This window comes from Wolbachia endosymbiont (group A) of Pherbina coryleti (genome assembly GCF_964026875.1).
Lineage (GTDB): Bacteria > Pseudomonadota > Alphaproteobacteria > Rickettsiales > Anaplasmataceae > Wolbachia > Wolbachia pipientis.
Window position 1 is genome coordinate 598271 of record NZ_OZ034706.1, and the last position, 14691, is coordinate 612961.

Below are 14691 nucleotides of genomic sequence, written 5' to 3' on the forward strand. Positions count from 1 at the left end.
TACTTAGCTTAGCTGCTAGTTAGGAGGTAAAACATGTTTGGTTCCAATTTTAGAGACTTTGTATCACAAGATACAACTTCACAGGGCCAATCAAATTCTGAAAGATTAATCAAAAGTTGGCATGGTTTTGAAAAACCAGATTCTGAAGATTCAGGTATTGAAGAAGAGTTTGAAGTTTTAGATAGCGAAAGTCAAGAGATACCAGCTACTCCATGTAGCACACCCCCTGAAGATCTAAGTTTAGAGAATGCAATACTTGCAAACTTTCCTGATGGTTGTGATAGGTCGTTTACTGTAGAGTTAAAAGATGAAGATTCATATGGTATCATTCCTAAAAACTTAACTTTTGCTGAGATTATAAATATCTTAAATCAAGCTATACAAGAAGATAATTGTGAAGAATTAGACAAGGTTGTACAAAATATTGAAGATTATGAAGGCAGGTCTATTACGCTGGATAATGAAAATCTCAAAGATTTCTGTTCAAATCAACTTAATTTGGAGTTACAAAACGGAAGCAACCATCAACATATATATTCAAATGTACTATCACAATATAAATTTGATCAAGAGGGTTTCAAGTATGATTATTCAGTAAAAGAATTGGTACTATTGGCAATTGCAGCTAATGACAAGCTAGTAGAGCAATATCAGGATTTTCTTTTTGCTGAAGGAAATTTAAGTCTTTTACCTCTCTTTGTTGGTGGTCAAAAATATATTGAAGCTTTTATAGAAAAATTCCATGGTACCGATGGAGTTTATGGAAGATTAAAAGATCAAACTATACAACTTGTCGAACCTAATAAGATTGGTTTTTTCTCAGTTATAGCATTAAGAAAAGAGCAAGAATTATTAAATGCAGTTTTTGTCGAATACGTTTTAAGAGATTTTGGACAGGTGTTAAAAACAAGTAATCCTGATTCTTTGTATGGTGTGCTTGAAACAGCGTCTCTGATCAAAAATGAAGAATTCATCACGATAGTGCTGGGTGCATTTGAAAGATATATTAATAAGCTAACTAAAAAAGCCTCAACAGAAGAGTTATTAAAAAAGAGTTTTGTTACTTTATTAGAAACTGCGATAAGCCAGGAACACACATCTGTCATTGAATACCTGTGCAAACGATACACTAATAGTGCAGATCATGCCATTTACGATATATATGAACAAGCATTTGCGGATGATAAAGTTATTACAATACTAGGGCAACAAATCCTGAAAAACATAGGAGCTCGTGGCAGAAAAGAAATTTATGATTTAATTCTGAAAACTGCATTGGATGCTGGTAATATTGCATTTATCGAGCACTTGTGTGAAAAATGTGCTAAATGCAGCAATGATGTTATCGGCTATCTCAATCAAAAATTTAAAAATAACGAATTTGATAACATACACGAATCAATCCTCATTGCATTGTCTAATGTTGAATACACAAACACAGACGTTATAGTCGAGGTGCTTTTTTACACTAAAGAAATCCATCAAAACGTATCACATAATGAGCAAGTGATTAGGCCGGTCATACAGAATATACTGAAAAATGCAACACACTACTCAATAGGCCAAGAAGATTACTCCTTAGTCAAGGAAGTATGTTACTTATACACAGAAGAGGGTGCAATTAACGTAATTTTTCAAGAGGAGTGTAAGATTTTTAAATCTAGCATAGAAAAGCGCATAGAAGATCTGGAAAAGGAAAACAAATTATTGCAATCTGAAGCTTTACGTGAATATAACAGCCGTCTTCCAGGTATTGTAAATGGATTAGTTCAGACTGCTTGCATAGTGTATGATGAATACACTAAAGATCCAAAAGACAATAAACGTCAAAAGAATATTGATCTAATATTCAGTTTAATGCAAATTAGAAATATTCTGCAATTTTCTATTGATGTGCAAAAATATTCCTGTCATGAACGTCAAGATTTGTGGGATGAAATGTGCCAAACTCCTGGAACTTTTATAATACGAAAAAGAAGTAATAACGTTGCAGATGAATTAGAAATTCCAGTTATAACAAGTGACATTCTATCAGAAAATCCAGGACTTGAAAGTACTGGCAGTCAACAACCACAAGAAAATGTGGACAGACGAGAAAATATTATGAACAATGAAGAGGCTTCAATAGAAGAAGCTATAGATAATGATTATAGGGGGGGTAAAATGTCTAGAGATAAAAAAAGTACAAAGCAGAAAATGTCTAGAAATAAAAACAGCACAGAGCAGAAATTGTTGAATGCTATCTACATTCCTAAGACGATGGAGAGTTACTTAAAAAGGAATAATATAAAAGATGAACCTATTTTGAAGAGTATCATAGACAAAGTAAATGCTGAAATTCAAAAGAAGAAGGAGGAGGAGAAGAACATTATCAATCCAGGTCCTACTAAGAAGCAAAGATGCATTGATCAGAGAAACACACTCTTAAAAACTAGAGATTTTCTTGAAAAAAAGATCAAAAGCATTGGAACTGATGCTAAGGCTGCTGTATCATCAGTAACTGATGTTAGCGCTACTACAAGTAGTCACGAAGCTCCTGTTAATATTGATGATGAGAAAAAACAAGCTCATGCTCAACCTGCTGAACATGTACCAGAAGAAAGTGCAAAACTTAAGGCACAGCCTTCTAATACTCAAGAGCAACAAGAAGTTTCTGAGACTCCAGTTCCAGAACAAACGGATGATATTGAAAGTTTAAGTACACAGGACGCTCTTGTTCCTCAAAGTAAAAGTGCTACCGTGTTATCAGTTGATAGCGATGAGGAAAAACAAGCTTCTCTAAGTGATGAAGTTTTTTATGATGCAGAAGAATCTATGTTAGGTACAACAAATAGTAAGGATGGTTCTACGCTTGAAGGTGATAGTGATAAACAAGAGCCACAACCAAAATCAGTGCCAACACCTTTAGTAGCTAAAGAAAATTCTGGACAAGTGAATAATGTTCAAAGTAATGGTAGACAGTCTGATAATCAAAACAATAAAGATATACAAGATGTTAGCGCTACTATAAGTGATCAGGTAACTCCTGTGAGTAGTGATACTGAAAACAATAAAGTGGAAAAAAGTGGTGTGAGTTTACAAAGCAGCGGCTATGTGGACAATAGCACAGTATTATCCTTTGTGGATAGAGAGCGTGTTATTCATGTTGATGCGCAGGTTTCAGGGGATGTGAGTTGTCTGGTTGAAACTATTAGTGAAGATACTGATGAAGTTGCAAGTAATCAAAATGGTGTACTTTTGCTGGAAGCTCAACCTATGGTACAGAGTTATGATTCAAGTGAAAAAGGTAATACTAATTTGCAAAGTGCAGGTGATAGTAGTGTAGGTGTAGTGTCAAAGAATGGTAGTGATCAACTACCTGCCGATAATCTAGAGCAGAATAGCAAAGGGGTGGATGATAGTAGTGTATCTGTGCAGTCTATAGGTATGGTGATAAGTCAATCTAATAGTGCTTCCACTATAACTCTGGATGATCACAAGCCTCTCATGAAAGATATAGAAAATGATAATGATCCAAGTGAAGAAGATAATGATTCTCCACAGAATATCAAAAAAAGCACATTGTCTACTATAGTTGTTTCAACACTAGTCGTGGCTGCAGTAGCTTCGATAGCTATCTCTGTTTACTTAGAAATGTTAGCAGTGGGGATAGCAGTTGGAGCTTGTTGTCTTATTGTAGCTATAGTTACCTACTGCTATAGGCCTAAAACCTTAATTGAAAACGATAAGGTCGAAAGGGTTAATGATGATATGCAAAAAATTACACCTTGCTGTAGCTGACGATGAATAAATATAGTAGTCTATCGTTTAATAATTTATTATAATTGTATTAATTATTAGTGAATAAAAACTTGGTAAACTACGAAGAAATATTCTTAAACAAAATCAAAGATATAAAAGATGAGGGGCGCTACCGTGAATTTACGCACTTTGCGTCATTGCCAGGTAGGCTCCCCCACATTATGGACTATGAAAGAAATAGGGAAGTAATCGTCTGGTGCAGTAATAATTATCTGGGAATGTCGCAGAACGAGAAAGTTATTGCTGCTATTCAAAATTCATCAATTGGTGCGGGGGGAACAAGAAATATATCTGGTACAACAAAAGAGGTTGTCGAACTGGAAAAATCCTTAGCTTGTTTGCATAAAAAAGAGGCTGCTTTAACTTTTGCTTGTGGCTACCTCGCTAACCAGACAACACTTAGCACTTTATCGTCTGTTATTCCTGGCGTAGTAATTTTTTCAGACGAGAAGAACCATTCTTCGATGATAGAAGGCATAAAATCAGGAAAAAGGCCAAAACATATATTTAGACATAATGATGTTGATCGCTTAGAGCAGTTGTTAAAGTCCGTAGACACAAAAACACCAAAGATAATAGCACTTGAATCCGTATATTCAATGGATGGCGATATAGCGCCGCTTAAAGCAATATGCGATCTTGCAGATCAACATAATGCAATTACCTATTTGGATGAGGTGCACGCAGTTGGCATGTATGGTTCACCATACGCGTCAAGTTAAGAGATTGTGAGCAAATTTAGAGAGGTTAAAGTGGATACTCTAGCCCTTCTACGTTTGTCTTTTAATGAAAATCGCGACCAAGTTATAGTGAGTTTTTTAAGAAATGCTTTTAAACTATTAATTTTGGTTAATACTAAAAATAACTCTCTAACCCGCCTTTTTAGCTCAATAAATGCCTTTGTTAAGCTAAGTTCTGTATTCTTTTTCACTTCTGTGCAACCAACTATGCCGTGAAATATAAGAATTGCGCACAATTTAGCATATAGTTCACATAATACTCTGCATGGCTTTCCTTTTAGCTTATCAAGCCTGATATGGCTTTTATACAATTTAAATAATAACTCAATTTGCCACCTTACTCTGTAAATCGTTAATACTTGCTCAGCACTAATTTTATTTTCTGGAACATTAGTTATAAATATTGACCAGTTCAACAATTTTTGATTTCTTTTAGAGGATCTGCGATCTTGCTAATCTATTAGCTTTCCTTCTTCTGCCCATAGACTGTTCTTCAGTTAGTTTCTGACATATAATTCTTACTCTAATTTTTGCTTCTTTTCCTAACAATACCTCGTTTTCTAAAAATAACTTATCCTCTCAACATTCTAATAACTCCATTTTTTGATTTGTTTCTACATCATATATGTTGGTATCGACGACTTATGAAATAAGCTCCTATTTCATTGATTTGTTTAAAAGAACTTGGCACAAAATAACCGAGATCAGATATTAGCAAATCATTGCTTAATATATTACTTAAATGTTTCCTATATCCCTGGTCTGATCTTACCCCCTCCGTTAAATTAAGTTGGTCTATTATCTGATTCATGTAGTCGAAAACTAATTGTAACTTTATTCCAGACTTAGTATTGCTTTCATAGCCACTGTAGCTAGTACCATAACCTTTATACATCTCTTCCATACTGTTAGGTAGAGTAATATAGCTACTGTCCAATAATTTAACACTATTAAATTGCTGTAAGATTTTGCAATCAACTTGCAAGATATTTTTAAAGAGAATCACAGATTCATTATACATCCTTTTCATAAATTCCACTGCTTCTTCAGTAAATCTAAAATCCAAACCTTGTTTTGTTATATCTATCGAGTCCTCGTTTAGTAATTGACACATTGTTTCTACGCTACAATTATCAACTCCTATATTACCCAAGACCATGGCTTTTACGAATGATGAACCTTTTAGCTTTCTCTTTCTTTTTATAAACCTTGTTGTAATTGAGATTTTCTCTGCTTTTTCATTAAAAAATTCTTTGAGCTTTTTTGATAAGCAAGTTATTTTATTCATTGGTTCTCTCACTAAAAGTATATCTGGGAGAACTTATACCTTATTATTCTATCTCTTTCATACCTTTATTTCCTTAACTTGACGCGTATGATAGCATAAACAGGCTAAAGAGATAGACAACTTCTCAAAAACTTTTACAAGAGATTCTGTTAAATGCTCTATCATTTCATCTGTATGATAAGGTGTAGGGGTAATACGGAAACGCTCAGTTCCTCTTGGAACTGTCGGGTAATTTATATGTTGAACGTATATTCCATACTCATCAAATAATAATTTTGATGCTTTTTTGGATAACTCTGGGTCGCCAATTATTATTGGAATTATATGAGTTTCTGTTAAAATGAAGTTAATTCCTGCATTTCTCAGTGAGTTTTTTACTTTTTCAACGACTTGCTTTTGCTTTTCCCTTTCAATGTTGCTTGATTTTAGGTGTTCAACGCTTGCCTTTGCTGCCGCTGCTAAAACAGGCGACATAGCAGTGGTAAAAATAAATCCTGGAGCGGAACTTCTTATTACATCTACCAAGCTCTTTGAAGACGCTATATACCCACCCATCACTCCAAAAGCCTTTGATAGTGTACCTTGAATAACGGTTATTCTATCCATCAGGCCTTCTCTTTCTGCAATTCCGCCACCATGTGAACCATACCATACGCGTCAAGTTAAGGAAATAAAGGTATGAAAGAGATAGAATAATAAGGTATAAGTTCTCCCAGATATACTTTTAGTGAGAGAACCAATGAATAAAATAACTTGCTTATCAAAAAAGCTCAAAGAATTTTTTAATGAAAAAGCAGAGAAAATCTCAATTACAACAAGGTTTATAAAAAGAAAGAGAAAGCTAAAAGGTTCATCATTCGTAAAAGCCATGGTCTTGGGTAATATAGGAGTTGATAATTGTAGCGTAGAAACAATGTGTCAATTACTAAACGAGGACTCGATAGATATAACAAAACAAGGTTTGGATTTTAGATTTACTGAAGAAGCAGTGGAATTTATGAAAAGGATGTATAATGAATCTGTGATTCTCTTTAAAAATATCTTGCAAGTTGATTGCAAAATCTTACAGCAATTTAATAGTGTTAAATTATTGGACAGTAGCTATATTACTCTACCTAACAGTATGGAAGAGATGTATAAAGGTTATGGTACTAGCTACAGTGGCTATGAAAGCAATACTAAGTCTGGAATAAAGTTACAATTAGTTTTCGACTACATGAATCAGATAATAGACCAACTTAATTTAACGGAGGGGGTAAGATCAGACCAGGGATATAGGAAACATTTAAGTAATATATTAAGCAATGATTTGCTAATATCTGATCTCGGTTATTTTGTGCCAAGTTCTTTTAAACAAATCAATGAAATAGGAGCTTATTTCATAAGTCGTCGATACCAACATATATGATGTAGAAACAAATCAAAAAATGGAGTTATTAGAATGTTGAGAGGATAAGTTATTTTTAGAAAACGAGGTATTGTTAGGAAAAGAAGCAAAAATTAGAGTAAGAATTATATGTCAGAAACTAACTGAAGAACAGTCTATGGGCAGAAGAAGGAAAGCTAATAGATTAGCAAGATCGCAGATCCTCTAAAAGAAATCAAAAATTGTTGAACTGGTCAATATTTATAACTAATGTTCCAGAAAATAAAATTAGTGCTGAGCAAGTATTAACGATTTACAGAGTAAGGTGGCAAATTGAGTTATTATTTAAATTGTATAAAAGCCATATCAGGCTTGATAAGCTAAAAGGAAAGCCATGCAGAGTATTATGTGAACTATATGCTAAATTGTGCGCAATTCTTATATTTCACGGCATAGTTGGTTGCACAGAAGTGAAAAAGAATACAGAACTTAGCTTAACAAAGGCATTTATTGAGCTAAAAAGGCGGGTTAGAGAGTTATAGCTCTTTTTACAATAATCCGAACAGATCATAATATGCTACTGCTCTACCATAGCCATAAGCACATATCTTATCCTATTCGGACTATTGCGAGAAGTGCTATATTTTTAGTATTAACCAAAATTAATAGTTTAAAAGCATTTCTTAAAAAACTCACTATAACTTGGTCGCGATTTTCATTAAAAGACAAACGTAGAAGGGCTAGAGTATCCACTTTAACCTCTCTAAATTTGCTCACAATCTCTTAACTTGACGCGTATGGTTTATGCTATAGCTAGTACAGCCCTACGTCATACCGCGATTTATTCGCGGTATCTCAGCATGGATTCCGCTAACAAGTAGCGGAATGACGAGTTTTACGCTTATCAAATTGTAGGTAAACATAAATTACTTTAGCTATAGTTTTATATCTCCAGCAATAATCAATCCGTTGTCTTCTGTTAGCCTTCCACCGCTTTCTTGCAGAAAAAGTCTACCGAGCAAGGTTTTATATTTGTTAACTCCAGAATAAACTGTTCCTCTGTGCCTTCCTGCCGCAAGGTATGCAAAGCCTAAAATTGTTGAACCGATGGAGCGTACACTACTATTGCCAGGCAGCAATTTATTTAACAAATTACCACTTACATCTATTAGACCCCCTTCACGGCTTTTCACCCGCATTTTTATATGACGAGATCTAAAATCCTCAAGAAAAGCACCTTTCTTTTCTTCTGCCCAAAAAGTTTCTCTAAGAGCCGGAGCATCAATTACAGCTGCCACAACTTTATTTTTATGAATGAGACAGACTGATACTGCAAAATAAACCATGCAACTAGAAAAATTCTCCCTGCCCTCTATAGGCATAATAAACCAGGTATAAGTGTCATCTTTTACTTCTTGATCAGTATCATCTTCAAAAATAAAATCATAGTCTCGTTTGTAATCGTGCAAGCAATCGTATATGGTTTGCTTGGATTTTGAATAAGTTTTATTGATAAAGTCTGCTGATTTAACATTAGAGATTTGTAATTCATTAAAATCGCGCATAAGCTGCCTGGAAGCACTACGCACAGAATCAAGCATCACATTAATTCGTGGTGATGAGATGGACATTCTTCTTTTTACTCTTTCACTCTTTCATAATAGCTGTCATCTGGAGTATATACTACAATTTTATCCTCTTCTTTTATAAACTGAGGCACGTTAACGCGCATTACGTTTTCCAAAATTGCAGGCTTATAAGAAGCAGTAGCAGTTTGTCCTTTAATAACAGAATCTGTTTCTTTCACAGCAAGTGTAACATAATCAGGCACATGCGCAGAAATTATTTTGTCTTGATAAGCTACAACTTTAATTTTCATGTTATCCTGTAGATAAATCTTTTTTTCTCCCAATAAATCCAAATTTATAGTGATTTGCTCGTAATTACTTGGATGCATAAGATTTACAATGTTTCCTTCAGTGAAAAGGTAAACATACTCCTCTTCATCTAAAATTGCCCTTCTGATTGTTGCATCAGAGCGAAATCTTTCATAGTGTTTTGCTCCGGTCTTGATATTTTTCATTTCAGCTTGTATGTATGCACCACCTTTACCAGGTTGAGTATGCATAATACCTACAACCAAAAATAATCCGCCGTTATGTTCCAACACCTGACCTGGTCTGATATCGTTAGCTCTTTCTGCCATAATTACATTTTCAGTTTGATCTTACAATTATAAATAGCTTTATATAAATATCAAAGTCTTTATTAGTCAATAAATTCTGGCATATTTAATACTATATACTTCCCCTTTATATTTATATGTGAAAATATCTCTTTAGTGAAAGATAGCATAATACGTTTTTTTGTGCTGATAACTAAAATTTCTAATATATCCCCTGAGCCGAAATTATACACAGATTTTACATAGCCATATAATTCATTACTTTTCAGCCTTACTTCCATATCTACAAGGTCACTTTGATAAAATTCATCCTCATCATTTAGCTCTGGTAACTTGCTTCTTTCTATATATAGCTTCTTATTCCTTAAAAGCTCTGCTTCATTACGGGAATTTACTCCGCTCATTGTAGCTATTACTAAATTATCACCTATGACAGATACTGAGTCTATTTTATAATTCTCATCACCATTTATTAGCTCACCATATAAGGATATATTTTCAGGTTTTTCGGTAAAAGTTTTTAATTTAACAGCTCCTTTAATTCCGTGAGGAGAGGTAATAATTCCTAAGCATACCAGATTGTCGTTCATATTAATATCAAGCATCTAATCAGAAGATTTCTCAGATAAATATTGAGCCAGAATCTCAATTCCTTCATCAATCTCTTTTTCAGTGATAATTAGTGGAGGTAAAATTCTCACAACGTTATCTGATGTTACTCCAACAGTGAGTAAACCACGATGACTTAACTCTTCTGCAAACTTTTGATTGTCTGCTTTCACTTTTATTCCAAGCATTAACCCTTTCCCTCTCACTTCTTCTATTATTGAAAATTTACTTGCTAAGTTTTCTAGTTTATTTTTTAAGTATTTACCTCTAATTTCAACATTTTTCAAAAAGCCGGGGCTGAGCAATTCTTCGAGCACAGCATTACCTACTGAGGTTGCAAGCGGATTGCCACCAAAAGTGGAACCGTGCATACCAACTGCCATATATTTAGCAGCCTTTTCAGTTGCAAGACAAGCCCCCAGCGGAAACCCCCCGCCTATTCCCTTTGCAAGAGCACATATATCAGGTTCCACTCCTATATGTTCGTATGCGAATAATTTTCCTGTCCTACCAGCACCGCATTGTACGCAATCAAAAAATAACAATATGTCATTTTCATCACACAGCCTTCTTAGTTCTTTCATAAAGACTTCATTCATTACTTTGATACCACCTTGCCCTTGTATTGGTTCTATTAATATAACGCCTATACCACTTGAAATTGCTTTCTTTACGCTCTCAATATTAGGCTCGATGTTATCACACCAATCAATGTAGGGATTTAGTAATTCAGAAAATTTCTGTTTATCGTTTGTAGCACAAGTTAAAAAGGTTCTTCCATGAAATGCACCATGAAATGTTAAAATTCTGTGACGATTTTTATTGCCTTTTCCATTTTGATAGATCCTAGCAATCTTAAGTCCACATTCTACTGCCTCTGATCCAGAATTTGAGAAAAATACAGTGTCAGCGAAACTATTGTTTATTAATTTTTCTGCAAAATTATTGGCAGCAGGTATATTATAGGTATTTGATATATGCCATAATTTTTCTCCTTGCAATTTAAGAGCACTAATTAATCGTGAATTGGTGTGACCTAAGCTACTAACGGCTATTCCGGAGTGAAAATCTACGTAGCGCTCACCATCAACATCATATAGGTAGATACCTTTGCCATGAGAAAAATTTATATTAACAGGAGAATAAACTGGCAAAATAGGAGAAATTGTCATAAAATATTATATGCTAAATTTTATTATTAATAACATAAAAGCCGTTGTTTCGCAATGAGTAAGGATATGTATAAGATAGGTAAATTAATGTTTTCTGCACTGGGGAAAAACAAATACACAAAAGTTATCGCATTATTCTCATCAATTTTTATGATTTTATTCAGTGTGATATATTGTAATTATTTACTAAGGAGTAATTTCCTTTCTTCTTACCGTGATTCAAGTGTAAACTTAAAAAGCGTACTGGAAAATGGCATAATAAAAAAATACCATTATTTACTAATAGAAAAGCATCACATTAAATACAAAAATTTTGACTACATAAACCAACTAGTAAAACTACGTGCTGAATTATTACAATCAGTGAGCAAAGTAAAGGATTTCAGCTTAATACTGTATGATCAAAACGGCAGAATAATATTCAGTAATTTTAACACTCAAGATTATGATTATGAACAGTTACTTACAAACGATGAAATTGATAAACTATTAAGTAACCAAGAAATATTTTATACTACAGGAAATACATTAACTTCTATTTTCCCTATATTCCATGAAAATAGCGTTAAACCGTCGTTTTTTTTGAAGATTCTTCGAAACTACAATAATTCTTATGTTATAGCATATGGCCTGTTTTTAACATTTTTGGGCCTATTATTAATAATCTTAATATTAATAATGTTCTATTTGCACTTTTCTAATACCCAAATGCTAGCCAAGCAACATAAAACTAACATTGAATTACAGCAGATAAAAGAGACATTAGAGCAAGAAAATGCAAACAAGCTAAAGTTTTTTGCAAGCGTTACACATGAATTACGCACACCTCTTAATGCTATTATTGGATTTGCGGAGTTGATCAAAAATAAAACTTTAGGTTCAATGGATAATTCTCAATACAAGGAGTATGCAGACGATATATATAATGCAGGAACACACTTACTTACCTTAATTAATGATGTGCTCGATTTTTCTAAAGCTGAATCAAGTAGTTTAACAGTAGAAAAAGTGAAGTTTAACCTGAACAAAATAATGGATTCATGCGTAAATATGCTATTACCTAAATTAAAAGAAGCCGGGATTAATTTAAAAAAAGAGATGACTAATAAACAATTATTAGTCATTGCAGATCCCAAGAGAATGAAACAAGTTATAATAAATTTATTATCAAACTCAATCAAGTTTACTCCCAAAGATGGTTTAATAAGAATGGTGATAAAAGAAAATATAGAAAAAAACTTATTAACTATTGAGTTTCATGACAATGGAATAGGAATAATGCAGCAGGACATATATAAAGTTATGTCTGTTTTTGGCCAAGCAGATTCGGGGTATAGAAACGAAGGTACGGGCATCGGATTGCCGCTAAGCAAGAAATTAGTAGAGTTAATGGGTGGAACTTTTGACATTAAAAGTGAAGCAAAACTTGGTACTACGATAACATTGAACTTCTTTTATGAAGAACAAACATGTGAAGATTCGATTGATTTTTAATAGGATCTATTTGATATGGCCTTACATCAGACGAAAACCACACTTTATCAAAAGCGGCAAGCCGAGAAGGTAGGCAGAAATTCATCAATAAGCCCCCATCAAGAATCTTATCTGTTAGCTATATATAAAATTTGATACTCTGACTACAATATACTACTATAGATAGAAGTGTTATTAATGGAGCAAGGTATGGAATTAGCAGTAGGAAATAATGCACCCGATTTTAGCTTACTAACAGATTCTGGTGAAAATTTATCACTGAGTGAATTTTTTGATAAAAAAAATGTAGTTCTTTATTTTTATCCTAAAGACGATACTCCGGGTTGTACAATGGAGGCAAAAGGCTTTAGAGATAAAATAGATGATTTTTCTTTCCTTGACACAGTGATAATTGGTGTATCAAAAGATAGTGTTAGATGTCACACTAACTTCAAAGCAAAATATTCTCTGCCGTTTTCTTTAGTTTCTGATGAGAATGCTGAAATGTTGGGAAAATATGGTGTTTGGGTAGAGAAAAGTATGTTTGGCAAAAAGTATATGGGAATAGAACGCACTACTTTTTTAATAGATAAAAAAGGTAAAATAGTGAAGATCTGGAAAAATGTAAAAGTTAGTGGACATGTTGATGAGGTTCTGGAAGAAGTAAAGAAAATATAAACTAAAGAATAGGTTAATGGCTACCCATTGCTACATAAAAAAGCTGAAATTACATAATTTTCGTAGCCACTCAAACTTTGAACTGGATTCAGATGATAGCTCAGTTGTAATAACTGGCAAAAACGGTATTGGTAAAACTAATATACTTGAAGCAATCTCGTTGCTTGCTAAAAGCAATGGAATGAAAAAAGCAAAAGCCAGTGAGATACAAAATAGATTCAGTAATGAAGATTGGGCAGTGCACTATGATTTTTTTAATGGAATGGATTTTAATTCAATTGGTATCGCAAAGAGTTTTGATAAGAAACTAATACAAATTGATGGAAAAACGCAATCAAGTTATTCATCTCTGTATAAGATATCCAATGTAATATGGCTGATTCCACAAATGGACTATGTTCTTCTTAATTCTCCAAGTGACAGATTAAAATTTTTAGACCGTATAGTCTCACTGTTTGAGGAAAATTACACTTGCTGCTACATGAAACACAGAAAAGCTAAACGTGAGCGAAGTAAACTGTTGAGAGAGAACACCTTGGACGAAAATTGGCTCTCTAGTCTTGAAAACATAATGGCCGTTAATGCAGTTAGTATTTTACGTATGCGATCGTCTGTTTTAAAGACACTACAAGACACAATTGATAACCATTCCAGTGAGTTTTTTCCGAAGGCAAGTTTGAAATTCAGCAGCCAGCTAACTTTGGACGATACTGCAGAATATTTTCAGAATCGTCTAAAGGAAAACAGAGAAAAAGATTCATTGACTGGTAGAGTAACCTTTGGTGTGCATAACGATAATTTTCGGGTTTTTTGTCAAAAAAGAAACGTACCAATAAATCTGTGCTCCACTGGAGAACAAAAGTTATTACTGCTTTCTATTATTTTATCCAGTGTAAAAGCAAGGTGTATTCATTACAATAAGGCACCACTTCTTCTGCTTGACGATATAATGTCTCATCTGGATAAACATTACAGAAAGGCGTTAATAGAGGAAATGTTAAGTATTCAATGTCAAACTTGGATAACTGATGTAAATCAAGATAATTTTAATAACTATCTTTATTCTTTCAAGTTTTTTGAATTATCAAATGAATTAAATGCAAAACTTCCTTGACAAACCTCGCCAGCCCCCTTATCATGATACTGAAGGTATTCAGTTATCTTCATCTGTGCAGATTAAACAGCAAGAAAACAACGTAGTTGGCGTCTTATTTTTAATTTTTTACACTATGTGCACCTTATGTCTTCACAACATTTCTGGGTTTTTACTTATATAAGCTGAAACGCGCTTATAAGTCGTTTAAGACAGTATAGTACGCCGATTTTGCAGGATTAGAGAGTGACAACTAGCTAACACGGGGTTTCTTTTGCCTTTTTTT

General features: G+C 33.6%; 8 protein-coding genes and 5 pseudogenes. 7 read left to right on the plus strand and 6 right to left on the minus strand.

The features are described 5' to 3' along the window. Positions 1 to 33: 33 nt before the first annotated feature. The gene (locus AAGD87_RS03065) at positions 34 to 3780 is read left to right on the plus strand and encodes a hypothetical protein (RefSeq protein WP_341817748.1); all 3747 of its coding nucleotides are present in this window, start codon (positions 34 to 36) and stop codon (positions 3778 to 3780) included. A gap of 71 nt (positions 3781 to 3851) precedes the next feature. Next, positions 3852 to 4502, plus strand: a pseudogene (locus AAGD87_RS03070) (aminotransferase class I/II-fold pyridoxal phosphate-dependent enzyme); the annotation flags it as partial. 17 nt (positions 4503 to 4519) lie between these two features. Here the strand turns inward: AAGD87_RS03070 and AAGD87_RS03075 are convergent. Then, positions 4520 to 5829 (minus strand): annotated as a pseudogene (locus AAGD87_RS03075) (IS4 family transposase). Positions 5830 to 5886: 57 nt separating this feature from the next. Beyond that, positions 5887 to 6477 (minus strand): annotated as a pseudogene (locus AAGD87_RS03080) (aminotransferase class I/II-fold pyridoxal phosphate-dependent enzyme); the annotation flags it as partial. A 91-nt stretch (positions 6478 to 6568) separates the two neighbouring features. Between AAGD87_RS03080 and AAGD87_RS03085 the strand changes: the two are divergent. Further along, positions 6569 to 7734, plus strand: a pseudogene (locus AAGD87_RS03085) (IS4 family transposase); the annotation flags it as partial. Between the two features lie 104 nt (positions 7735 to 7838). Next, a pseudogene (locus AAGD87_RS03090) lies at positions 7839 to 7982 on the plus strand (IS4 family transposase); the annotation flags it as partial. A gap of 148 nt (positions 7983 to 8130) precedes the next feature. Here the strand turns inward: AAGD87_RS03090 and AAGD87_RS03095 are convergent. The 4 genes from AAGD87_RS03095 to AAGD87_RS03110 form a co-directional block, all read right to left on the minus strand. Then, positions 8131 to 8826, minus strand: a complete 696-nt coding sequence (locus tag AAGD87_RS03095; RefSeq protein ID WP_012673414.1) for an inositol monophosphatase family protein — start codon at positions 8824 to 8826, stop codon at positions 8131 to 8133. An 8-nt stretch (positions 8827 to 8834) separates the two neighbouring features. Continuing rightward, positions 8835 to 9401, minus strand: a complete 567-nt coding sequence (efp, locus tag AAGD87_RS03100) for an elongation factor P (RefSeq protein WP_341817749.1) — start codon at positions 9399 to 9401, stop codon at positions 8835 to 8837. Between the two features lie 62 nt (positions 9402 to 9463). After that, complete coding sequence (gene rimM / locus AAGD87_RS03105) at positions 9464 to 9970, minus strand: ribosome maturation factor RimM (protein ID WP_182309759.1); 507 nt, start codon at positions 9968 to 9970, stop codon at positions 9464 to 9466. Between the two features lie 15 nt (positions 9971 to 9985). Continuing rightward, complete coding sequence (locus AAGD87_RS03110; RefSeq protein WP_264339213.1) at positions 9986 to 11161, minus strand: aspartate aminotransferase family protein; 1176 nt, start codon at positions 11159 to 11161, stop codon at positions 9986 to 9988. 66 nt (positions 11162 to 11227) lie between these two features. Here AAGD87_RS03110 and AAGD87_RS03115 point away from each other — a divergent pair, with 66 nt between their 5' ends. The 3 genes from AAGD87_RS03115 to recF all read left to right on the plus strand — a co-directional run bounded on the left by AAGD87_RS03115 (position 11228) and on the right by recF (position 14426). Next, complete coding sequence (locus AAGD87_RS03115) at positions 11228 to 12655, plus strand: sensor histidine kinase (protein ID WP_265044050.1); 1428 nt, start codon at positions 11228 to 11230, stop codon at positions 12653 to 12655. Between the two features lie 189 nt (positions 12656 to 12844). After that, positions 12845 to 13312 carry a thioredoxin-dependent thiol peroxidase gene (gene bcp, locus AAGD87_RS03120; RefSeq protein ID WP_341817751.1) on the plus strand — a complete coding sequence of 156 codons (468 nt, stop codon included), beginning with the start codon at positions 12845 to 12847 and terminating at the stop codon, positions 13310 to 13312. A gap of 16 nt (positions 13313 to 13328) precedes the next feature. Beyond that, positions 13329 to 14426, plus strand: a complete 1098-nt coding sequence (gene recF, locus AAGD87_RS03125; protein WP_182309709.1) for a DNA replication/repair protein RecF — start codon at positions 13329 to 13331, stop codon at positions 14424 to 14426. Positions 14427 to 14691: the final 265 nt, after the last annotated feature.